Below are 22,614 nucleotides of genomic sequence, written 5' to 3'. Positions count from 1 at the left end.
CGATGCGCCTGAAGTGCATTCGCCTGGCCGGGTTCAAGTCGTTCGTCGACCCGACCACGGTCAACTTCCCCAGCAACATGGCGGCCGTGGTCGGTCCAAACGGCTGCGGCAAGTCCAATATCATCGACGCGGTGCGTTGGGTGATGGGCGAGAGTTCGGCTAAGAACCTGCGCGGCGAGTCGATGACCGACGTCATCTTCAACGGCTCCAGTGGTCGCAAGCCGGTCAGCCAGGCCAGTATCGAGCTGGTGTTCGACAACAGCGAAACCACCCTGGTCGGCGAGTATGCCGCCTACGCCGAGATTTCGATCCGCCGCAAGGTTACCCGCGACGGGCAGAACAGCTACTACCTCAACGGTACCAAGTGCCGCCGGCGTGACATAACCGATATCTTCCTCGGGACGGGGCTGGGGCCGCGCAGCTACTCGATCATAGAGCAGGGCATGATCTCCAAGCTGATCGAGGCCAAGCCCGAGGAACTGCGCAACTTCATCGAGGAAGCGGCTGGCATTTCCAAATACAAGGAACGCCGCCGTGAAACCGAGAACCGCATCCGCCGCACCCAGGAAAACCTGGCGCGTCTGACCGACCTGCGCGAAGAGCTCGAACGCCAGCTGGAGCGTCTGCATCGCCAGGCCCAGGCCGCCGAGAAGTACCGTGAATACAAGGCTCAGGAGCGCCAGATGAAAGCGCGCCTGTCTGCCTTGCGCTGGCGAGACCTGGACGAACAAGTACGCCAGCGCGAATCGGTGATCGGCGATCAGGGCGTTTCTCACGAGGCGCTGGTGGCCGAGCAGCGCAATGCCGATGCCAGCATCGAACGCCTGCGTGATGGTCATCACGAACTGTCCGAACGTTTCAACCAGGTGCAGGGCCGTTTCTACTCGGTTGCCGGTGACATCGCCCGGGTCGAGCAGAGCATCCAGCACGGCCAGCAGCGCCTGCGGCAGTTGCAGGACGACTTCAAGGAAGCCGAGCGCACACGCCTGGAAACCGAATCGCACCTGGGCCACGACCGTACCTTGCTGGCGACCCTGGGCGAAGAGCTGGCCATGCTCGAACCCGAGCAGGAAATGACCCTGGCGGCTGCCGAGGAAGCCGCGGCCGCGCTTGAAGAGGCCGAACTGGGCATGCACGGCTGGCAGGAGCAGTGGGACAGCTTCAACAGCCGTTCCGCCGAACCGCGCCGCCAGGCCGAAGTGCAGCAGGCGCGCCTGCAGCAACTGGAAACCAGCCTTGAGCGCCAGGCCGAGCGCCAGCGCAAGTTGGTCGAGGAGCGCGAGCAACTGGGCAGCGACCCGCAGGATGCCGCCATGCTCGAACAGGCCGAGCAGTTGGCCAGCAGCGAAATGCTGCTGGAAGAACTGCAGCTCTGCGAAGAGCAGGTGATCGAGCGCCTGGAAAACGCACGCGAGCAACTGCAGCAGGCCACCCAGGCGCAACAGCAGGCACAGGGCGACCTGCAGCGCCTGGGCGGGCGCCTGGCCTCGCTTGAAGCCTTGCAGCAGGCCGCCCTGGAGCCGGGCGCAGGTGCTGCGCAATGGCTGCACGGCCAAGGGTTGGAGCAACAGCCGCGGCTGGCCGAAGGCTTGCGGGTGGAGCCGGGGTGGGAGCTGGCGGTAGAGACCGTGCTTGGCGCCGATCTGCAGGCTGTGCTGGTGGAGGATTTCAACGACCTCGATTTTGCCGGCCTGGAACAGGGTGAGCTGCGCTTGCTGCTGGCCGTCGGCGCGGGGGTGACGTTGACCGGCAGCTTGCTGGAGAAGGTCGAGGGCCGTATCGACCTGGCGCCCTGGCTGGGCCAGGTAAGGCCTGTGGAAGACCTGGCTCAGGCACTGGAGCAGCGCGGGTCGCTCGGCGAAGGGCAGAGCCTGGTCAGTCGCGATGGCTATTGGGTCGGCCGGCACTTCCTGCGGGTGCGCCGGGGTGGCGAGGCCGAAGGCGGCGTGCTGGCGCGTGGCCAGGAAATCGAACGCCTGGGCCAGGAACAACTGGTACAGGAAGCGGCGCTGGAACAGCTCGATCAACAGTTGCAGGCCCTGCGTGAGCAGCAACTGGACCTGGAGGAGCAGCGCGAACAGTTGCGCCGCCGTACACAGGATGAAAACCGCCTGCACGGCGAGCTGAAGGCCAGTCTTTCGGCCAGCCGCGCGCGCGCCGAGCAGGTCGAGTTGCGCCGCCGCCGCCTGCATGAAGAGCTGGGCGAGCTGGAAGAGCAGCGCGCCCTGGAACACGAGCAACTGGGCGAAGCCCGCCTGCTGCTGCAAGAGGCTCTGGAGCTCATGGCCCAGGACACCGAGCAGCGCGAACAGTTGATGGCCCGCCGCGACACCCTGCGCGAAAGCCTTGACCGGGTGCGTCAGGAGGCCCGTCAGCACAAGGACCACGCTCACCAGTTGGCGGTACGCCTGGGTTCGCTGCGTGCCCAGTACGATTCTACCCGCCAGGCTCTGGAGCGTCTGGAGCTGCAAGCTGCACGCCTGACCGAGCGCCAGGAACAACTGAGCCTGAACCTGGAGGAGGGTGAGGCCCCGCAGGAAGAGCTACGCCTGAAGCTGGAGGAGCTGCTGGAGCGGCGCATGAGCGTCGACGAGGAAATGCGCCTGGCTCGCCTGCACATGGACGAAGCCGACCGCGAACTGCGCGATGCCGAAAAGCGCCGCACCCAGGCCGAACAGCAGGCGCAGTTGCTGCGCGGTCAACTGGAGCAACTGCGCCTGGAGTGCCAGGGCCTGGATGTGCGGCGCAAGACCCTGCAAGAGCAGTTGCTGGCTGACGGCTATGACCTGCAAGGCGTGCTCGCCACCCTGGAAGCCGAGGCCAGCGAGCAGGGTACCGAACAGGAACTGGAGCAGCTTGAAGCGCGCATCCAGCGCCTGGGCGCGATCAACCTGGCGGCCATTGAAGAGTACGAGCAGCAGTCCGAGCGCAAACGTTACCTGGACGCCCAGGACGCTGACCTGGTCGAAGCGCTGGAGACCCTCGAAAACGTCATCCGCAAGATCGACAAGGAAACCCGCAACCGCTTCAAGGATACCTTTGATCAGATAAATGCCGGATTGCAGGCACTTTTCCCAAAAGTTTTCGGTGGTGGCAGCGCTTATCTGGAACTGACGGGCGAAGATCTACTCGATACAGGGGTGACGATCATGGCGCGACCACCGGGCAAGAAGAACAGCACCATCCATTTGCTGTCCGGCGGCGAGAAGGCACTGACCGCTTTGGCGCTGGTGTTTGCCATCTTCAAGTTGAACCCCGCACCGTTCTGCATGCTCGACGAGGTCGATGCGCCGCTGGACGATGCCAACGTCGGGCGCTACGCGCGTCTGGTCAAGGAAATGAGTGAAAGCGTGCAGTTCATCTACATCACGCATAACAAGATTGCGATGGAGATGGCGGATCAATTGATGGGGGTGACCATGCATGAACCGGGTTGTTCACGCCTTGTTGCAGTTGATGTGGAGGCGGCCATGGCCATGGTCGACGCTTGATGCGCGACGATAGGGGCACATTCTGTAGCGAAATGCCCCCGCCATGTGCGACAGACGGTGTAAAGTTGTCTTTGGTCGTGCTAGCTTAATGTCACTCGTTTTTTGCGTGGGTAAAACGCCTGTCAGAACATAGAGTTGGCGCCACGTGTTAAAGGGCTTTGAACCCTTTGTTTTCAAGCATATTTTTATAGAGGCACGGGATTACATGGAAATCGGTCTGCGCGAGTGGCTGATCGTCATCGGCATCATTGTTATTGCCGGGATACTTTTCGACGGCTGGCGCCGCATGCGCGGCGGCAAAGGCAAGTTGAAATTCCGTCTGGATCGCAGTTATTCCAACCTGCCGGACGAAGAGGGTGGCAGTGCCGAGGTGCTCGGCCCGTCGCGAGTGCTCGATACCCACAAGGAGCCTGAGCTGGACGAAAGCGACCTGCCGTCGCTCAGCGCGTCTGCGCGTGATCGCGAGCGCGAGCCCAAGCCGGTCAAGGCCAGCAAGCGCGGCAAGCGTGCCAGTGCGGCTGCCGATGTGCAGCAGGGTGACCTGAACCTGAGCGCCGAGCAGCGTGAGCCCGACCTGTTTGCCGACAGCGATGACGACTTTGCCGCCGACAACAACCGTGGCAGCGGCGCAGCGCCTGCCAGCAGCAGCGTCAAGGAGTTGCCACCCGCTGAAGAGGTGCTGGTCATCAGCGTGATCTCCCGTGACGAGGGAGGCTTCAAGGGCCCGGCGCTGCTGCAGAACATCCTGGAAAGCGGCTTGCGCTTCGGCGAAATGGACATCTTCCACCGTCACGAGAGCATGGCCGGTCACGGCGAGGTGCTGTTCTCGATGGCCAACGCAGTCAAGCCTGGCGTGTTCGACCTGGACGACATCGATCACTTCAGCACCCGCGCGGTGAGCTTCTTCCTCGGCTTGCCGGGCCCACGTCATCCGAAACAGGCTTTCGACGTGATGGTTGCCGCGGCGCGCAAGCTGGCCCACGAACTGAACGGTGAGCTCAAGGACGACCAGCGCAGCGTGCTGACCGCCCAGACCATCGAGCACTATCGCCAGCGTATCGTCGAGTTCGAGCGCCGTGCGCTGACCCAGAAGCGCTGACAGATCCAGACGAAAGAGCAGCCTGAGGGCGTGCTGGCCGGTTCGGGTATCGTCGTTGCCTGTGCCGGCCTCTTCGCGGGTAAACCCGCTCCTACAGGTACATCACCACCCTGGAGGTATGTGGTGCCCTTGTAGGAGCGGGTTTACCCGCGAAGAGGCCGGCACAGTCAATAGACACCTGGAACCCCACGCACACCCCAAGCTGCTCTTTTGCTTTGCAAGAGAAGACAAATCCCATGACCGCCGAAACCCGTATCCTCGAACTGCGTGCCGAGCTCGACCAGCACAACTATCGCTACTACGTGCTCGACGATCCCAGCGTGCCCGATGCCGAATACGACCGCCTGTTCAACGAGCTCAAGGCGCTGGAAGCCGAACACCCTCACCTGGTAACCCCTGACTCGCCCACCCAGCGTGTAGGTGGAGCTGCCCTGGCGGCGTTCAGCCAGGTGCGCCACGAAGTGCCCATGCTCAGCCTGGGCAACGCCTTCGAAGAAGCCGACCTGCGTGAGTTCGGCCGTCGCGTGGTAGAAGGCCTCGATCAGCCTGGCGCGGTCGACTACAGTTGCGAACCCAAGCTCGATGGCCTGGCCGTGAGCCTGCTGTACCGCGACGGGCAGTTGGTGCAGGGCGCCACCCGTGGCGACGGCACCACTGGCGAAGACATCAGCGCCAACGTACGCACCGTGCGCAACATCCCGCTCAAGTTGCAGGGTAAGGGCTGGCCGGCAGTGCTGGAGGTGCGCGGCGAGGTGTACATGAGCAAGGCCGGTTTCGACCGGCTCAATGCCGCCCAGGCCGAGGCCGGTGGCAAGACCTTCGCCAACCCGCGCAACGCTGCCGCTGGCAGCCTGCGCCAGCTGGATTCGAAAATTACCGCCAGCCGCCCGCTGGAGTTCTGCTGCTATGGCGTCGGCCAGGTGTCCGAGAGTATCGGCGACAGCCACATCGGCATCCTCGAGCAACTCAAAGTCTGGGGCCTGCCGATCAGCCGCGAGCTCAAGCATGCGGCCGGCATCGAAGAATGCCTGGCCTACTACCGCGACATTGGCGAGCGCCGTAACAGCCTGCCGTATGAGATCGACGGTGTAGTGTTCAAGGTCAACAGCCTGGCCGCCCAGCGCGAGCTGGGCTTCCGCGCCCGTGAGCCACGTTGGGCGATTGCCCACAAGTTCCCGGCCATGGAAGAGCTGACCGAGGTGCTGGACGTCGAGTTTCAGGTTGGCCGTACGGGGGCGGTAACGCCTGTGGCGCGCCTGCGGCCGGTCAAGGTGGCCGGTGTGACCGTGTCCAACGCCACCCTGCACAACATGGACGAAATCGCCCGCCTTGGCCTGCGCATTGGCGACACGGTGATCATTCGCCGGGCCGGCGACGTGATCCCGCAGGTGATGCAGGTGGTGCTGGAGCGTCGTCCGCAAGACGCCCGCCCGGTAGGCGTACCAAGCGAGTGCCCGGTGTGTGGTTCGCAGGTCGAGCGTACCCAGCTGGTAAAGCGCAGCAAAGGCAAGGCAACCACCAGCGAAGGCGCAGTGTACCGCTGTGTTGGTCGCCTGGCCTGTGGCGCCCAGCTCAAGCAGGCGATCATTCACTATGTATCGCGCCGTGCCATGGACATCGACGGCCTGGGCGAGAAGAGCGTCGAGCAGTTGGTGGATGAAGGCCTGATCGGCTCACCGGCTGACCTGTACAAGCTGCAGTTCGAGCAGATCGTCGGCCTTGAAGGCTTCGCCGAGGTGTCCAGCAAGAAGTTGCTCGATGCCATTGAAGCCAGCAAGCGCCCGAGCCTGGCGCGCTTCATCTACGCCCTGGGCATTCCTGATGTAGGCGAAGAGACCGCCAAGGTGCTGGCCCGCTCGCTGGGTAGCCTGGCCCGCGTGCAGCAGGCGCTGCCGCAGGTGCTCACCTACCTGCCGGACATCGGCCTGGAGGTTGCCTACGAGATCCACAACTTCTTTGAAGACGAGCACAACCAGAAGGTTATCCAGCAACTGCTCGACAGCGGTATGCAGTTGCAGGACGAAGGCGAGCTGGCTGCCGAGTTCGCTGCCAGCACCACCTTGGCCGGGATGATCGCCAAGCTCGACATCGCCTCCGTCGGCCCGACCGGTGCCGAAAAGTTGGTGGCCAAGCTCGACAGCCTGGACAAGATCATCGCCGCCGACGGCATTGACCTGCGGCAGGCCCTGGCGGCCAAGCAGGCTGACGCGGTGCGCGAGTTCTTCAAGGACGAAGCGAACCAGAAGCTGGCGCGGGACATCGAGGCACAGCTGCTGGCGTTCGGCATGCACTGGGGCTGTGAGAAGAAGGTAGCCGAAGGCTTGCCGCTGGCCGGGCAGACTTGGGTCTTGACCGGGACGCTAGAGCGTATGAGCCGGGACATTGCCAAGGACAAATTGGAAAGCCTGGGGGCCAAGGTAGCCGGTTCCGTTTCTGGCAAGACCCACTGCGTGGTGGCAGGGCCTGGGGCAGGCTCCAAACTGGCCAAGGCTGCTGAGCTGGGTGTGAAGGTGCTGGACGAAGATGCCTTCGTTACCTTCCTGGCTGAGCAGGGCATAGCGGTCTAGGCATCCGCGGCCCCTGTGGGAGCGGGCGTGCCCGCGAACACCGGCGTAGCCGGTGCCATCCATCGCGGCGCCTGCTTCGCGGGCAAGCCCGCTCCCACAGGGACGGTGCTGCTTGCGACATTCAAGCGGTGCCTGTGGGGAGGGTTTACCCGCGAGAGGCCCGTCCATGCCGTCTCGACTCTGACAAGTCATTGAGAAATGATGACTTTTTCTCGCCCCGGAGGTTGTATCTGCTCGCAAGACCGGTACAATGGCGCCACTCGCTGCTCAGCGAGGCATGTAGTGGTGGCCCCATCGGTCCCCCCGCATTGATTACCCGTTAACCTGGTCAGGCCCGGAAGGGAGCAGCCATAGCGGGAACATCGAGTGCCGGGGTGTGGCTGGTGGGGCCGCCTCCATTTTCGGGGTCGGAAAACCTCAATCTATAACGAACGCTTTCGTTCTTTCCTGCTTTTCGCCCAGTGCTCCCGCCGCCGACAGCTTCATCAGCCGCTGAAATTTCGGGCATGCCAGATGATCTTTCTCAGGGCATTGCGCTGCATGGCGCAACCCCTTGCTCATGGCCTGCAAGCGCCTGATCCGCGCGTCAAGCTCGTCTGCCTTGGTATTCAGCTTCTGCCGGTCGACCTGCAGGTCCACCAGCATCGCCCCCACTTCATCCAGCGAAAACCCTGCAGCCTGCCCCAGGGCGATCAGCGCCAGCCTGTCCGCCACATCGGCTGCAAACTGTCGTCGCTGGCCGCGCCCTGCCAGGGACTTGAGCAAGCCTTTCTTCTCGTAGTAGCGGAGTGTCGATGCAGGTACGCCTGTGCGTTTGGCGACGTCGGCAATGTCCATTTCGGGCCCTTGACTTGAAGTTGACTTCAACTTCTATGCTGCGGGGCATGGGTAATGACCGTCAACTTTCGAGGGCTTGTTCAATGACGTTTACTTCAATGTTTTTAGCTGCGTTGCCGATTGGCATCGGTGCCACAGTAGTGATGGACCTGTGGGGCCTGCTGCTGAGGCGGTTGGGTGTGGCAACGCTGAACTTTGCCATGGTCGGGCGTTGGGCGGGGCACTTGCTAGGCGGGCGTGTTTCGCACCAAGCGATTGCCAAAGCGGAACCGGTGCGAAACGAGTTGGCGTGGGGATGGGTGATTCACTGCGCCACCGGCGTGCTTTTCGCGATGCTGCTGCTTGTGATCGTAGGGGAGGGCTGGTTGCGATCGCCTACTCTTTTACCTGCGGTAGTTGTGGGTGTGGGTACAGTCATGGCGCCGCTGTGCTTCATGCAGCCGGCCATGGGGGCAGGGTTCTTTGCGTCCAGAACGCCGACACCTGCGCGGAACTGTTTGAAGAGCCTGGCCACGCATTTTGTGTTTGGTGTGGGGTTGTTCTTGAGTGCGTATTTACGGGCTTTGGTGTGAAGACAGGGATCCCGATTACAGTAAGCACATGATCAGAGTGCCCACTTTTAAGATAGGTCTGATAACAGTCTAGGAAAGCCCCTACGCGTCAGGCAGGCATAGCGAATTATCCTACGTGTTCCGTCGACTCCCGTCTGATTGTCCCGGTCAACCTCGCCCACTAGGCTTTCGCGGTCGCTGTCAGTTCAGCGATCGGGTGTGGAAGCCTGGGTGGCACATGGGACAGTTGTCATTTATGGCGGCTGTGCGCGGGAGGTATTCATACCTGCCGGGTCTACCGTGTGCCTGGTCTTCCACCCCGCGTACAGTTGCCACCCTAATGCGTGGAAGCAGAAGGGGACAACACAGCCAACACGGAGCTGTCATGAAAAAACTGGTCCCCGATCCGCCCCACGTCTTCGATCTTCCCCAAGGCAAATCCCTTTCCCGCGCGATCAGCGAAGGCATCGTCCCGATGGAGTTCGCGTTGATGAATGTGTCCCACTACCTGATGTTCGCCTACAGCGATAGCCGGCGGGCGCTTGAGCGTATTCAGGACGTAGAAACCAGGCAGTTGTTGGAGCATGGGTTGCGGGCCATGCAGATTGCCTGGGGGCAGGCGGATGCTGTCAGCGTGGCGTTTGAACGTAAAGGCCGGTGACGTTGAGTTTGTGATAGAGATTGTGAGTGTGCCGCACAACGCTGTGGGAGCGGGCGTGCCCGCGAAGAATATAGCGCGGTGGATGGCACGGGCTTCGCCCGTGTTCGCGGGCAAGCCCGCTCCCACAGGGATGGACTGCCCCCAAGAAGTTGGACACCAATCCAACCCTTGGGAGCAGTCCAGGGATAGCGCCAGCTTTTAGAAATTGAGCAAGACAGTTGCTCCCACAGTGCGCAAGCGTTCGCGAAATGAGCAGTGCCGTTAGTTGCGCTGGCTGTGTGCCGGCATTTTGCTGGGTATTTCGGGTCGGGCCACAGACATACTGTCCGGGTCACCCGTCCCTCCATACCGCCGCACAATTCGCTCGATCTCCCCTGACTGCTTCATTCTTACCAGCGCCCGCAACAGCCCTTGTGTCGGTATCGCCGGATCGTTGCGCACCATGCACCCCAAATCCTGTTCGTCCAGCACCGCCAGTGTTTGCAGCTGCTGCTCCGCTGGCAATCCCTGGTTGAACCACTGCAACGACAACTGGTTGCTCACCGCATGGCGGTACCGGCCTGCCTGCAGCTTTTGCAGCACCAGCAACTGGCTGCGGCTGTCCTCACGGTGCAGTTGGCCGTTGTCCAGCAGTGGTTGCAGGGTTGAATAGGTGTAGCCCAGCACCGTGCCGATCGCCTGGGGTGGCAGTCGCTCCGGGGGTGTCGGGGTGCTGTCGCCAGCGCGGCCAACCAGCACGTCGCGCTGATGAATCAGCGGGATACTCCACACAAAATCCCTTGGACGGTCGTTGAGCCATTGGGTACTCACGTAGCAACGGACATCTATGTCGCCGCTGCTCATCGCCTCCTCCAGACGCAGGCGGGCCATGACGTGAAACTCGGGGCGAACGCCCACCTCCCTGGCAACGGCTTGCATCAGGTCGTGAAGCAATCCCTCCACTGGCTGATCGTCTTCGATGCGCACCAGCGGCATGCTCCAGCTCTCGGCTACGGAAAAGCGTAGCACCGGCTGGTCAGCCAGGCTGTGGGTAGACCACAGCAGTAACAGGGCCAGCAGACTTCGCAAAGGCAATCCTCCCTGGACAATGCGTCATTCCAAGCTTAGACGACTCGCGCAGGGTGCAATTTTGCCCCCGCTCCGCTAGCATTAGCGATCTTCCGCTCGATCAGGCTACGATGGTTTTTCGATGAGTTATCAGGTTCTTGCACGAAAATGGCGTCCGCGCTCGTTCCGCGAAATGGTCGGCCAGACCCATGTGCTCAAGGCCTTGATCAATGCCTTGGACAACCAGCGCCTGCACCATGCCTACCTGTTCACCGGTACCCGCGGCGTGGGCAAGACGACCATCGCCCGTATCATCGCCAAGTGCCTGAACTGCGAAACCGGCATCACCTCCACGCCCTGTGGCACCTGTTCGGTGTGCCGTGAAATCGACGAAGGCCGCTTCGTCGACCTGATCGAGATCGACGCCGCCAGCCGCACCAAGGTCGAGGACACCCGCGAACTGCTCGATAACGTGCAGTACGCCCCCAGCCGTGGGCGCTTCAAGGTCTACCTGATCGACGAAGTGCACATGCTCTCGACCCACTCGTTCAACGCCTTGCTCAAGACGCTGGAAGAGCCGCCGCCCTACGTCAAGTTCATCCTCGCCACCACCGACCCGCAGAAGCTGCCGGCCACCATCCTGTCGCGCTGCCTGCAGTTCTCGTTGAAGAACATGAGCCCGGAGCGGGTGGTGGAGCACCTCAGCCATGTACTGGCCGCCGAGAACGTGCCGTTCGAGGAAGATGCCCTGTGGCTGCTGGGCCGTGCGGCCGATGGCTCCATGCGTGATGCCATGAGCCTGACCGATCAGGCCATTGCTTTTGGTGAAGGCAAGGTACTGGCCGCCGATGTGCGTGCCATGTTGGGTAGCCTCGACCATGGCCAGGTGTATGGTGTCTTGCAGGCACTGCTCGAAGGCGATGCCAGGGCTTTGCTGGAGGCCGTGCGTAACCTGGCCGAGCAAGGGCCGGACTGGTCGGGTGTTCTGGCCGAAATGCTCAATGTGCTGCACCGTGTAGCCATTGCCCAGGCGCTGCCCGACGCGGTAGACAACGGCCAGGGTGATCGCGAGCGGGTGTTGGCACTGGCTTCGGCGCTGCCGGCCGAGGATGTGCAGTTCTATTATCAGATGGGCCTGATTGGCCGCCGTGACCTGCCCCTTGCGCCGGACCCGCGCGGCGGCTTCGAGATGGTGCTGCTGCGCATGCTGGCGTTCCGCCCGGCCGACACGGACGACGCGCCGAAGCCGGTGCTAAAGCCAGTGGGGATCAGCCAGGCCACAGCTGATCCTGCAGCGCAGGTGGCAGCCCCGGCGTCGGTCGCGCTTTCATCGCCTGTCGCCGCCGTGCCGGCGGAGCCGGTAGCGCAAGTGCCGCAGCTGGAGGTGCCTGCCCCCGCGACGGCTGACCATGAGCCGGAGGCCGAGCCAGACGTTGAGCTGAAGGCCGAAGCCGAGGCCATCTCCGTACCTGAGCCTGTCGCCGAAGTGGTCGACCTGCCGTGGGAAGAACCTGCAGTTGCACCTGCGCCTTTAGCGGCTGAACCTGCGCCTGCCCCGGCTCCTGCGCCCGAGCCTGTTGCCCCGGTGGCGCCCGCACAGGCTACCCCAGCGCACGACGAGCCGCCCTTCGACCCGTCCGCCTACGCTGCCGTGGGGATGGACCGCGACGATGAGCCACCGCTGGACGAAGACTATTACGGCGGCGAAATCGATCCGGCAGGTTTCAGCTACCTGGACGAGTTGGCCGAACATGTTCAGGAAGACGTCTCCAAACCGGCTGCCGAACCGTTGCCGGCAGCCAAACCGGCTACCGGCCTGGCCCTGCAATGGCTGGAATTATTCCCACAGTTGCCTGTGTCCGGGATGACAGGCAACATCGCGGCAAACTGTACGCTGATTGCCGCCGAGGGCGACGACTGGTTGCTGCATCTGGACCCGGGCCAGGGGGCGCTGTTCAACGCCACCCAGCAGCGGCGCCTGAACGAAGCGCTCAACCAGCACCTGGGGCGCACGCTGAACCTGCGCATCGAGCTGATCCTGCCAGAGCAGGAAACCCCGGCTCAGGCGGCGGCACGCAAGCGAGCCGAGCGCCAGCAGGACGCCGTCGCGTCGATCGAGCAGGATCCGTTGATCCAGCAGATGATCAAGTTGTTCGGCGCCAAGGTGCGGCAGGATACTATTGAGCCTGTAGAAGCCCTGGCCAGTCAGGGCCAGTAACGGATAACCATGCGGCCGGCCCGGTGCCGGGCCGCATCACATGACCCAATCGAGGTATACCCCATGATGAAAGGTGGCATGGCCGGCCTGATGAAGCAGGCCCAGCAGATGCAGGAAAAAATGCAGAAGATGCAGGAAGAACTGGCCAACGCCGAAGTCACTGGCCAGTCCGGTGGCGGCCTGGTGAGCGTGGTGATGACCGGTCGTCACGACGTCAAGCGCGTCAGCATCGACCAGAGCCTGATGTCGACTGATGAAGACGACAAGGAAGTACTGGAAGACCTTATTGCCGCTGCGCTGAACGACGCAGTGCGCAAGGTTGAGCAAAGCAGCCAGGAAAAGATGGGCGGCATGACCGCCGGCATGCAGCTGCCGCCAGGCTTCAAGATGCCGTTCTAAGGCATTGAGGTACTCAAAAACGCCGCTGATATCAGCGGCGTTTTTTTGCGTAGATTTCACCCAACTGCGGTCTGCTTTTTTATGTCGGGTGCAACTGTTGTGCTCGAACTTTGAAATTTTGCACGATCACTGTGGGAGCGGGCATGCCCGCGAACACGGGCGAAGCCCGTGCCATCCACTGTGCAGCCTGCTTCGCGGGCATGCCCGCTCCCACAGTGATCACACTAGCTTTCCAGTTTTGTGCAAGGCAGTTGCTTCTATCATAAAACTGCAGGCCGCGTAGACTTGGGGTGACCTGATTTGACGCCACCGCCCCCGCTGGGTATAAACCGCCTCTTATTGAATTGTCAGGCCTTTCCCATGAGCTTCAGCCCCCTCATCCGCCAACTGATCGATGGCCTGCGCATCTTGCCAGGCGTTGGCCAGAAAACCGCCCAGCGCATGGCCCTGCAACTGCTCGAGCGCGACCGCAGCGGTGGGCTGCGCCTGGCTCAGGCCTTGACCCAGGCCATGGAAGGGGTAGGGCATTGCCGCCAGTGTCGCACCCTCACCGAGCAGGAGCTGTGCCCGCAGTGTGCCGACCCGCGCCGTGACGACACACAGCTGTGCGTGGTCGAGGGGCCGACCGATGTGTATGCGGTGGAGCAGACTGGCTACCGTGGCCGTTACTTCGTGCTCAAGGGGCACCTGTCGCCGCTGGATGGCCTGGGGCCTGAGGCGATCGGTATTCCGCAGCTGATGGCGCGGATCGAAGAGCAGGGCACTTTTACCGAGGTGATCCTGGCGACCAACCCGACGGTGGAGGGGGAGGCGACGGCGCATTACATTGCCCAGTTGCTGAGCGAGAAGGGCTTGGTGGCGTCTCGCATTGCCCATGGTGTGCCGCTGGGCGGTGAGCTGGAGATGGTGGACGGCGGTACCTTGGCCCATGCCTTTGCAGGGCGCCGGCCCATTTCGCTCTGATTCATTGGGGCCGCTTGGCGGCCCATTCACGGGTAAACCCGCGCCTACAAAACATACGCGGCCTTTGTAGGAGCGGGTTTACCCGCGAATGGGCTGCAAAGCAGCCCCAAAAGCCCACTCAGTACTCGCTGAGGGAAAACTCGGTCAGGCAGAAGGTAGGCACCCCGGCCGCCTGCAACCGACGCGAGCCGTCCAGTTCCGGCAGGTCGATGATCGCCGCCGCCTCGAACACCTGCGCCCCGGTACGACGTACCAGGTTGGCCGCCGCCAGCAGCGTGCCGCCAGTAGCAATCAGGTCATCGAAGATCAACACCGAATCGCCTTCACACAGACTGTCGGCATGCACTTCCAGGAAGGCCTCGCCGTACTCGGTCTGGTAACCCTCGCTCAGCACGTCAGCCGGCAGCTTGCCCTGCTTGCGGAACAGGATCAGCGGCTTGTTCAACTGGTGGGCAATGATCGAGCCGATCAGGAAGCCCCGCGCGTCCATGGCGCCGATGTGGCTGAATTCCGCCTCGACATAGCGCTCGATGAACTGGTCGGCCACATAGCGCAGCCCGCGTGGCGACTGGAATAACGGGGTAATGTCGCGGAAGATCACACCCGGTTTGGGGAAGTCCACTACCGGGCGGATCAGGGCTTTGAGGTCGAAGGCGTCGCTGTGCATTGTTGCGGGTATCCTGGGAAAACGAATGCCCAAGTATACCCGCTAAAGACTGGCCTCAGGCCTCGATTGCACCACCGGCCAGCGCGCACAGCTGGATCGGGTCGAGGATGTGCACTTCCTTGCCCTCGGCGCGCAGCAGGCCGTTCTGCTGGAAGCGGGTGAACACCCGCGACACGGTTTCTACCGCCAGGCCAAGGTAGTTGCCGATTTCGTTGCGCGACATGCTCAGGCGGAACTGATTGGCCGAATAGCCGCGAGCGCGGAAGCGCGCCGACAGATTGACCAGGAAGGTGGCAATGCGCTCGTCGGCGGTCTTTTTCGACAGCAGCAGCATCATTTGCTGGTCGTCGCGGATTTCGCGGCTCATTACCCGCATCAGCTGGCGACGTAGCTGTGGCAGTTGCACCGACAGCTCGTCCAGCCGCTCGAAGGGGATTTCACACACCGAAGTGGTTTCCTGAGCCTGGGCCGATACCGGGTAGGCCTCGGTATCCATGCCCGACAGGCCGACCAGCTCGCTGGGCAGGTGAAAGCCCGTGATCTGCTCTTCGCCGCTGTCGCTGAGGCTGAAGGTTTTCAGGGCCCCGGACCGTACTGCGTAGACCGAGCCAAAACTGTCACCCTGGCGGAACAGAAACTCGCCTTTCTTGAGCGGCCGCCCGCGTTTGACGATTTCATCCAGTGCGTCCATGTCTTCCAGGTTCAGCGAAAGAGGCAGGCACAGGGGGGCCAGGCTGCAATCCTTGCAATGGGCCTGGTTGTGTGGGCGCAGTTTGACTGGCTCGGACATTTGAATCGATCCTTGTGGGAAAGCACACATAAGTCGTAAGGGTAACTCACGACACAGGGTGTAGGCCAGTGTGCGCGATGATGGTGCGCGCTGGCGAAACCCCGGCAGCTGGCCTGCCGGGAGTCCTTGTGTGCTGATAGTGTGCCTGACAAGGAAGCTTGTCCATGCGGTGAACGCCTTGTTTTTCAGATCACTCGCGAGAAGCGCTGGCGGTTGTGCATCGTCAGGTAGGCGTCGAACACCATGCATACCGAGCGCGCCAGCAGCCGGCCGGCGGGCAGGATGCGAATGCCCTTGTCGTCCAGGCTGATCAGGCCGTCGCGCTGCAAGGTCAGCAGCTCGGGCCAGAGGTCGTTGAAGTAACCGCGAAAATCCAGGGTGAAAGCCTGTTCGATGGGTTCGAAATCCAGCTCGAAATGGCAGATCAGTTGCTGGATCACCGCCCGGCGTATGCGATCGTCGTGGTTGCACAGCAAGCCGCGCTGGGTGGCCAGTTGGGCGTTGGACAGGCTGTCCTGATAGGTGCTGAGGTCACTGCTGTTCTGGCAGTACAGGTCGCCGATCTGGCTGATCGCCGACACGCCCAGGCCAATCAGGTCGCAATGCCCGTGGGTGGTGTAGCCCTGGAAGTTGCGCTGCAAGGTGCCTTCTTCCTGGGCAATGGCCAGTTCGTCGTCGGGCAGGGCGAAATGGTCCATGCCGATGTAGCGGTAACCGGCGGCGGTCAGTTGGTCGATGGTGGCGTGCAGCATCTCCAGCTTGGCGGCGGCGCTGGGCAGGTCGTTGCTGTCGATGCGCCGTTGCGGCATGAAGCGCTCTGGAAGGTGGGCATAGTTGAACACCGACAGGCGGTCGGGCTGCAGGCGGATCACCTCTTCGACGGTGCGGGCGAAGCCTTCCGGGGTTTGCTTGGGCAGGCCGTAGATCAGGTCGAGGTTGACCGAGCGAAACTGTAGTGTGCGGGCAGCCTCGATCAGGGTGCGGGTCTGCTCCAGGCTCTGCAGGCGGTTGATCGCCCGCTGCACGGCCGGGTCGAGGTCCTGCACGCCCAGGCTGACGCGGTTGAAGCCCAATTCGCGAAGCAGGCCCATGGTCGACCAGTCGGCTTCGCGGGGGTCGATCTCGATGCCGTAGTCGCCGGAATCGTCGTCCAGCAGGTGGAAGTGCTGGCGCAGGGTGGCCATCAGCTGGCGCAGTTCCACATGGCTGAGGAAGGTTGGTGTGCCGCCGCCAAAATGCAGCTGTTCCACACGTTGTTTAGGGTCCAGGTGGCAGGCGATCAACTGGATTTCCTGCTCCAGGCGCTGCAGGTAGGGCGCGGCGCGCGCGCGGTCCTTGGTGATGACCTTGTTGCAGGCGCAGTAGTAGCAGATGTTGGCGCAGAACGGCACATGCACGTACAGCGACAGCGGGCGCACGGCCCGTCGGCTCTCGCGCAGGGCGTTGAGCAGGTCGAACGAACCCACCTCGCTGTGCAGTTGCACGGCGGTTGGGTAAGAGGTGTAGCGTGGCCCGGCGAGATCGTAGCGGCGGATCAGGTCGGTATCCCAACGTAGTTCGTCGAGCATGAGGGTAGTCCCCGGAAAGAGCAGCAGTGCACCGGAGTCTATGGCCGTCTGTAGGAAACTGTGTTGATTTGTATCAAGGGCATTGGGTCCGCAGAGCGGCCCCGTCAATGCCCCATCAGCCAGTGCTGGTGTGGGCCTGGCAGGGTCCAGACACCGAACAGCATCACCAGCACACCGCCCGCCACACGCACGCTGCGTCGTCGCAACAGGGCGTTTACCCGTTCGGCAGCCAGCCCGGTTGCCAGCAACACTGGCCAGGTGCCCACCCCGAACGCCAGCATCAACGCTGCGCTGTAGCCGGCATTGCCCTGGCTGGCCGCCCACAGCAGGGTGCTGTACACCAGCCCGCACGGCAGCCAGCCCCATAGGGCGCCCAGCAGCAATGCCCGGGGCAGGCTGGACACCGGCAGCAAGCGCGACGTCAGCGGCTGGATATGCCGCCACAACCCGCGGCCAAGCGCCTCGATGCGGGTCAGCCCGCTCCACCAGCCGGCCAGGTACAGGCCCATGGCAATCAGCAGCAGCGCCGCAGCCACCCGCAGCGCCAGCGCTGCCGGGCTGCTGGCCACGGCCCAGCCTGCCAGGCCCAGCAGCAGGCCGGCGCAGGCATAACTGAGAACGCGCCCGAGGTTGTAGGCCAGCAGCAGGCGCAGGCGCCTGCCACGTTGTTCGGGCGGTATTGCCAGGGTCAGGGCCCCCATCAGGCCGCCACACATGCCCAGGCAGTGGCCGCCACCCAGCAGGCCAAGGACCAGCGCCGAGCCAAGGGGAAGCAGGTCAGGCACGTGGAGGTGGTTCCTTGTCGGTGTCGGTTGGGGCGTCGTCGGGCTTCACGGCCGCCTGGTGGCGCGGGTCCTGATCGTCGAACAGGATGCTGTGGGCGGGGCCTTCAAGGTCGTCGTACTGGCCGCTGTCTACCGCCCAGAAGAAGATGTACACGGCCACGCCGACCAGCAGCAGGGCTGCCGGAATCATGACATAGAGGGCGGGCATGGCGACTTCCTCCCGGATAAAGGGGCTTCGTGGGGCAGCGGGCCCAAGGCCACTGGCATACGGGTCAGGCGCAGGGCATTGAGCACCACGATCAGCGAGCTGACCGACATGCCGATGGCGGCCCACACCGGCGTGATCCAGCCGAGCGCGGCAAACGGCAACATCAGGCCATTATACAGGGTCGCCCACAGCAGGTTCTCGAGGATGTTGCGCCGCGTTCGACGGGCCAGGTCGAAGGCCTGCACCAGCGCTTGCAGGCGGTTGGACAGCAGTACGGCATCGGCGCTGGTCTTGGCAAGGTCGGTGGCGCTACCCATGGCGATGCTGATGTCGGCAGCGGCCAGCACCGGCACATCGTTGACACCGTCGCCAAGCATCAGCACCTTGCGCCCCTGCGCCTGCAGGGCTTTCAGCCGGTCAAGCTTGTCGTCTGGCCGCAGGCCGCCAATGGCCTGGTCGATGCCCAGTTGTGCGGCCACTTCGGCAACCATCGGCGAGCTGTCGCCCGACAGCAGCAGCGTGCGCCAGCCACGTGCCTTGCAGGCAGCGAGCAGGGCAGGGGCATCGTCGCGCAGACGGTCGTCCAGGCCAAACCAGGCCAATGGCCCCTGGCGGTCGCCCAGCAGCAGCCATTGGCCGCGAGGCTCCGGCACGGCGGGGATCTGCGCGCCGCTCAAGGCGCAGACGAAGGTGGCCTGACCAATGCGCAGGCGCTGCCCGTCCACCAGCCCTTCCAGGCCCAGGCCAGGTACGGTCTGCACATCATCGGCAGGCGTGGCGGTACGGCCGAAGGCACGGGCGATGGGGTGTTCGGAACGGTTTTCCAACGCGGCGGCAAGGGCCAGGCAGCGGTCGGCTGCCTGGTTGCCGAGCGGGCGAATGCTGCGCAAGGTCAGGCGGCCTTCGGTCAGTGTGCCGGTCTTGTCGAAGATTACCGTGTCGATCTGGTTCAGGCCTTCCAGCACATGACCGCGGGTCACCAACAGGCCGAGCTTGTGCAGGGTTCCGGTGGCGGCGGTCAGTGCGGTTGGCGTAGCCAAAGACAGGGCACAAGGGCAGGTGGCCACGAGCATGGCCAGCACGATCCAGAACGCCCGCGTCGGGTCCAGGTGCCACCACCACAGGCCGATGGCAACGGCGGCCAGCAGCGAAAACAGCAGGAACCACTGCGAGGCACGGTCGGCAATTTCCGCCAGGCGCGGTTTTTCGGTCTGTGCACGCTCCAGCAGGCGGACGATGGCCGACAACCGTGAATCGTGACCGAGGGCTTCGACTTCCACGTTCAGGGTGCTTTCGACGTTCAACGTGCCGCCGGTGACCCGTTCGCCTACTTGGCGGGGCTGTGGCAGGTATTCGCCGGTCAGCAGTGATTCGTCGACGCTGGAGCGGCCTTCTACGATACGCCCGTCGGCCGGGATTACCGCACCTGGCAGCACTTGCACGGTGTCACCGCAGCGCAGTTCGCCAAGGAGGATGCGCTCGCTGCGGCCGATGGCGTCCAGGCGCAGGCACGAGGCTGGCAGCAGGTTGACCAGCTGGGCAGTGGCCGCAGCCGTGCGTTCTCGGGCTCGGCGTTCCAGGTAGCGGCCGGTGAGGAGAAACAGGGCGAACATGCCCACGGTGTCGAAATACAGCTCGCCGCTGCCGGTGATGGCCGTCCAGATGCCAGCGCCGAAGGCCAGGCCAATGGCCAGCGACACTGAAACGTCCATGGTCAGGTGGCGGGTGCGCAGGTCGCGTGCCGCGCCTTTGAAGAACGGCGCGCAGCTGTAGAACACGATGGGGATGGTGAGGAACAGTGCCACCCAGCGCAGAATGGTGTGCAGTTCGGGCGACAGGTCGATGTTGAACTCCGGCCAGGTGGCCATGGTTGCCATCATCGCCTGGAACCACAGCAGCCCGGCCACGCCCAGGCGGCGCAAGGCGCTACGGTTCTCCCGGGCCAGCTGTTCGGTAGCCTGGTCGGGCTGATAGGGATGGGCGGCGTAGCCGATCTGTCGTAGCTCGGTGAGCAGGCGCGACAGCGGTAGCTGGTTGTCGTCCCAGTTCAGCAGCAGGCGGTGATTGGACAGATTCAGGCGCGCTTCGGCGACACCGGGCAGGTTGCGCAAGTGCTTTTCGATCAGCCAACCGCAGGCGGCGCAACTGATGCCTTCGACCAGCAGGGTGGTTTCGGCCAGCTCGCCCTGGTGGCGGACGAAGGTTTGTTGCACGTCGCTGCGGTCGTAGAGGGCCAGTTCGTCCTGCAGTTGCTTGGGCAGGGCTTCGGGGTTGGCGCTGTTGTCGCTACGGTGCTGGTAGTAATGTTCCAGGCCTCCAGCGACGATCGACTCGGCCACCGCCTGACAGCCTGGGCAGCAGAACTGCCGGGGCTGGCCGAGGACCACGGCGGTGAAGCGGCTGCCGGTGGGGACGGGCAGGGCGCAGTGGTAGCAGGGGGTGGGTTGGGTCATAGGGCAGACACTGCTCAGGCAGATAGGAAACCCTGTGGGAGCGGGCGCGCCCGCGAATGCGTCAGACCTGGAAATACCTTTGCCTGAGCTATCGCATTCGCGGGCGTGCCCGCTCCCACAGGGATTTGCGGTGTTGCTACTGTTGGTGTTCGGCGCCTTGCAGTGCTTCATCACCCAGCTGCAAGGTCACACCATGCGCCACTTTTTCCTCTTCGAACAGCCGCCACACCTGGCCCCCTTCGCTGCCCAGCAGTTCGACAAAGCGGCGCCCGTCGACCTTGTCTTCCAACTGCCCCACATAGCGCCCTGCTTCGACCCGGCTCAGTAGCACCTTGCGGTCCTTCTCTGGCTGGGTTGGCGAAATCAGGTTCAGCTCCAGGCTTTGCGGGTCGCTGTTACCGGTCAGGCGCAGGTCTGCTTCGCCGGTCAGTTCGTCCAGATGCACGCTGGCTTTCAGGCCCAGCTGCTGCGCCAGCAGCTCGCGGTCCAGCGAGCGGTTGATGCCCTTGCCGGCCTCGTAGTAGTTGTCGTTCACCAGGTTGTCCGGGTTGTGCACAGCGATGCTGACCATGGTCAGGCTCAGGCACACCGAGGTGGTAAGGATGCCGATGATGATCCAGGGCCAGAGGTGTTTGTACCAGGGGCTGGCGGCGGTGGCGGCAGGCATTGTGCGTTATCTCTCTTAGCGGATCTGTGGGCCGATGAAACGGCTCTTGGCTTCAACCTGGGCGTCACTGTCGTCGGCGCTCTTGAGGATGAAGGTGATTTCGTTGGTGGTCGATGGCAGTTTCTCGGGGGCGACCGACAGCTGCACGGGAAGGCTGACGATATCACCGGCTGCCACGCGGATTTCGCGTTGGCCTTCGAGCTTGAGGTCCGGCAGGCCGGCGGCGTCCAGCACGTAGACGTGATCGCGCTGGTCCTTGTTCATCACCTTCAGGCTATACACGTTCTCGATCCGCCCCTGGGCGTTTTCGCGGTACAGCACGCGGTCTTTGCTGACGTCGAAGCCGACCAGCGAACGGGTAGCGAAGGCCGTCGCCAGCCCGACCATCATCACCAGCAGTACCACGGCATAGCCGATCAGGCGCGGGCGCAGCATGTGGGTCTTCTGCCCGGACAGGTTGTGTTCGGTGGTGTAGCTGATCAGCCCTTTGGGGTAGTTCATCTTGTCCATGATGCTGTCGCAGGCATCGATACAGGCGGCGCAGCCGATGCACTCGATCTGCAGGCCGTCACGGATATCGATGCCGGTAGGGCAGACCTGCACGCACATGGTGCAGTCGATGCAGTCACCCAAGCCTTGGGCCTTGTAGTCAGCGTCTTTTTTTCGTGGCCCGCGGGTTTCGCCGCGGCGTGGGTCGTAGGACACGATCAGCGTGTCCTTGTCGAACATCACGCTCTGGAAGCGTGCATAGGGGCACATGTACACGCACACCTGTTCGCGCAGCCAGCCGGCGTTGCCGTAAGTGGCGAGGGTGAAGAAACCGACCCAGAAGTAGGCCCAGCCAGCGGCCTGGCCCGTGAAGAATTCGATCACCAGTTCACGGATCGGTGAGAAGTAGCCGACAAAGGTCATGCCGGTGACAAAGCCGATCAGCAGCCACAGGCTGTGCTTGGCGAATTTGCGCAGGAACTTGTTGCCGCTCATGGGGGCTTTGTCGAGCTTCATGCGCTGGTTGCGGTCACCCTCGGTGACCTTTTCGCACCACATGAAAATCCAGGTCCACACGCTTTGCGGGCAGGTGTAGCCGCACCACACCCGGCCGGCGAACACCGTGATGAAGAACAGGCCGAAGGCGGCGACGATGAGAATGCCCGAGAGCAGGATGAAGTCTTGCGGCCAGATGGTGGCGCCGAAGATGTAGAACTTGCGCTCGGGCAGGTTCCACCACACGGCCTGGTGACCGCCCCAGTTCAGCCACACAGTGCCGAAGTACAGCAGGAACAGTGCGGCACCACCGACCATGCGCAGGCGACGGAACAGGCCGGTGAAGGCGCGAGTGTAGATTTTTTCGCGGGAGGCATAGAGGTCGACGGAATCCTTCCCTTTGTTGGCGGGCGGGGTTACATCATGTACCGGAATTTGCTTGCTCATCATCAAGTCCCACGGCAGTGGAGAAACGCCGCGGCCAGTGCGTGCGGGCCGCAGTCTCGCGCAATCTGCTAGCGCTCTGCGGACCATGATACGCCGCTGATGGCAGTATGGGTTCGCACTGCGACCTTTAGTCGCGTTGGGTTCGTGGTATGAAACGTGTTATGGCGGGTGTCAATTGATCCAGGTCACTTGCCTGCGAGAAATGCTGTGCC

18 protein-coding genes and 1 other RNA gene are annotated in these 22,614 nt (G+C 63.1%); 9 read left to right on the top strand and 10 right to left on the bottom strand.

All coding sequences use genetic code 11. The features are described from left to right. Positions 1 to 2 precede the first annotated feature (2 nt). The 4 genes from smc to ffs all read left to right on the top strand — a co-directional run bounded on the left by smc (position 3) and on the right by ffs (position 7,546). Entirely contained in the window at positions 3 to 3,491 is a 3,489-nt protein-coding gene (gene smc / locus ACF8RA_RS13290) for a chromosome segregation protein SMC (protein ID WP_392461879.1), read from the top strand. 205 nt (positions 3,492 to 3,696) lie between these two features. Continuing rightward, positions 3,697 to 4,590 carry a cell division protein ZipA gene (zipA, locus tag ACF8RA_RS13285; protein WP_176685160.1) on the top strand — a complete coding sequence of 298 codons (894 nt, stop codon included), beginning with the start codon at positions 3,697 to 3,699 and terminating at the stop codon, positions 4,588 to 4,590. A 236-nt stretch (positions 4,591 to 4,826) separates the two neighbouring features. Continuing rightward, complete coding sequence (ligA, locus tag ACF8RA_RS13280) at positions 4,827 to 7,157, top strand: NAD-dependent DNA ligase LigA (RefSeq protein WP_392461878.1); 2,331 nt, start codon at positions 4,827 to 4,829, stop codon at positions 7,155 to 7,157. Between the two features lie 292 nt (positions 7,158 to 7,449). Then, positions 7,450 to 7,546, top strand: an RNA gene (gene ffs / locus ACF8RA_RS13275) — signal recognition particle sRNA small type. 28 nt (positions 7,547 to 7,574) lie between these two features. Here ffs and ACF8RA_RS13270 read toward each other — a convergent pair. Further along, the gene (locus ACF8RA_RS13270) at positions 7,575 to 7,994 is read right to left on the bottom strand and encodes a helix-turn-helix domain-containing protein (protein WP_176685170.1); all 420 of its coding nucleotides are present in this window, start codon (positions 7,992 to 7,994) and stop codon (positions 7,575 to 7,577) included. An 83-nt stretch (positions 7,995 to 8,077) separates the two neighbouring features. On the opposite strand from ACF8RA_RS13270, the gene ACF8RA_RS13265 reads away from it, so the two are divergent. Both ACF8RA_RS13265 and ACF8RA_RS13260 read left to right on the top strand, forming a co-directional pair. Then, the gene (locus ACF8RA_RS13265) at positions 8,078 to 8,566 is read left to right on the top strand and encodes a DUF2938 domain-containing protein (RefSeq protein WP_392461876.1); all 489 of its coding nucleotides are present in this window, start codon (positions 8,078 to 8,080) and stop codon (positions 8,564 to 8,566) included. A gap of 364 nt (positions 8,567 to 8,930) precedes the next feature. After that, on the top strand, positions 8,931 to 9,206 hold the full coding sequence (locus ACF8RA_RS13260) for a hypothetical protein (RefSeq protein ID WP_176685172.1): 276 nt from the start codon (positions 8,931 to 8,933) through the stop codon (positions 9,204 to 9,206). Positions 9,207 to 9,467: 261 nt separating this feature from the next. Here ACF8RA_RS13260 and ACF8RA_RS13255 read toward each other — a convergent pair whose 3' ends face one another. Then, on the bottom strand, positions 9,468 to 10,274 hold the full coding sequence (locus ACF8RA_RS13255) for an ABC transporter substrate-binding protein (protein WP_176685173.1): 807 nt from the start codon (positions 10,272 to 10,274) through the stop codon (positions 9,468 to 9,470). 121 nt (positions 10,275 to 10,395) lie between these two features. Here ACF8RA_RS13255 and dnaX point away from each other — a divergent pair, with 121 nt between their 5' ends. The 3 genes from dnaX to recR all read left to right on the top strand — a co-directional run bounded on the left by dnaX (position 10,396) and on the right by recR (position 13,833). Then, a complete protein-coding gene (dnaX, locus tag ACF8RA_RS13250; RefSeq protein WP_176685174.1) occupies positions 10,396 to 12,471 on the top strand; it encodes a DNA polymerase III subunit gamma/tau in 2,076 nt (691 codons plus the stop codon). Between the two features lie 63 nt (positions 12,472 to 12,534). Continuing rightward, positions 12,535 to 12,870, top strand: coding sequence for a YbaB/EbfC family nucleoid-associated protein (locus ACF8RA_RS13245; RefSeq protein ID WP_003254305.1), 336 nt, complete (start codon positions 12,535 to 12,537; stop codon positions 12,868 to 12,870). A 360-nt stretch (positions 12,871 to 13,230) separates the two neighbouring features. Further along, on the top strand, positions 13,231 to 13,833 hold the full coding sequence (gene recR, locus ACF8RA_RS13240; RefSeq protein ID WP_003254304.1) for a recombination mediator RecR: 603 nt from the start codon (positions 13,231 to 13,233) through the stop codon (positions 13,831 to 13,833). A gap of 118 nt (positions 13,834 to 13,951) precedes the next feature. Here recR and ACF8RA_RS13235 read toward each other — a convergent pair whose 3' ends face one another. From ACF8RA_RS13235 to ccoG, 8 genes are all read right to left on the bottom strand, one after another. Further along, positions 13,952 to 14,500, bottom strand: coding sequence for an adenine phosphoribosyltransferase (locus tag ACF8RA_RS13235; RefSeq protein WP_009683910.1), 549 nt, complete (start codon positions 14,498 to 14,500; stop codon positions 13,952 to 13,954). Between the two features lie 55 nt (positions 14,501 to 14,555). Further along, the gene (gene fnrA, locus ACF8RA_RS13230; RefSeq protein ID WP_003254301.1) at positions 14,556 to 15,290 is read right to left on the bottom strand and encodes a Crp/Fnr family transcriptional regulator FnrA; all 735 of its coding nucleotides are present in this window, start codon (positions 15,288 to 15,290) and stop codon (positions 14,556 to 14,558) included. Between the two features lie 185 nt (positions 15,291 to 15,475). After that, positions 15,476 to 16,858, bottom strand: coding sequence for an oxygen-independent coproporphyrinogen III oxidase (gene hemN, locus ACF8RA_RS13225; RefSeq protein ID WP_176685175.1), 1,383 nt, complete (start codon positions 16,856 to 16,858; stop codon positions 15,476 to 15,478). Positions 16,859 to 16,962: 104 nt separating this feature from the next. Beyond that, complete coding sequence (locus ACF8RA_RS13220; RefSeq protein WP_176685176.1) at positions 16,963 to 17,643, bottom strand: sulfite exporter TauE/SafE family protein; 681 nt, start codon at positions 17,641 to 17,643, stop codon at positions 16,963 to 16,965. Beyond that, positions 17,636 to 17,851 (bottom strand): cbb3-type cytochrome oxidase assembly protein CcoS, encoded by a 216-nt coding sequence (gene ccoS / locus ACF8RA_RS13215; protein WP_176685177.1) that lies wholly within the window; start codon positions 17,849 to 17,851, stop codon positions 17,636 to 17,638. The genes ACF8RA_RS13220 and ccoS overlap by 8 nt, the downstream gene beginning before the upstream one ends. After that, positions 17,830 to 20,304, bottom strand: coding sequence for a heavy metal translocating P-type ATPase (locus ACF8RA_RS13210; protein WP_392461874.1), 2,475 nt, complete (start codon positions 20,302 to 20,304; stop codon positions 17,830 to 17,832). Before ACF8RA_RS13210 ends, ccoS begins: the two co-directional genes overlap by 22 nt. Positions 20,305 to 20,440: 136 nt before the next feature. Further along, positions 20,441 to 20,971: a FixH family protein gene (locus ACF8RA_RS13205; RefSeq protein ID WP_176685179.1), complete on the bottom strand. Its 531-nt coding sequence runs from the start codon at positions 20,969 to 20,971 to the stop codon at positions 20,441 to 20,443. 15 nt (positions 20,972 to 20,986) lie between these two features. Continuing rightward, entirely contained in the window at positions 20,987 to 22,402 is a 1,416-nt protein-coding gene (gene ccoG, locus ACF8RA_RS13200; protein ID WP_392461872.1) for a cytochrome c oxidase accessory protein CcoG, read from the bottom strand. Positions 22,403 to 22,614 lie beyond the last annotated feature (212 nt).

This window comes from Pseudomonas sp. FYR_5, from assembly GCF_043106315.1.
GTDB classification, from domain to species: Bacteria; Pseudomonadota; Gammaproteobacteria; order Pseudomonadales; family Pseudomonadaceae; genus Aquipseudomonas; species Aquipseudomonas putida_Y.
Note: the sequence above shows the minus strand (reverse complement) of the source record. Positions and strands in the feature narration are given on the sequence as shown.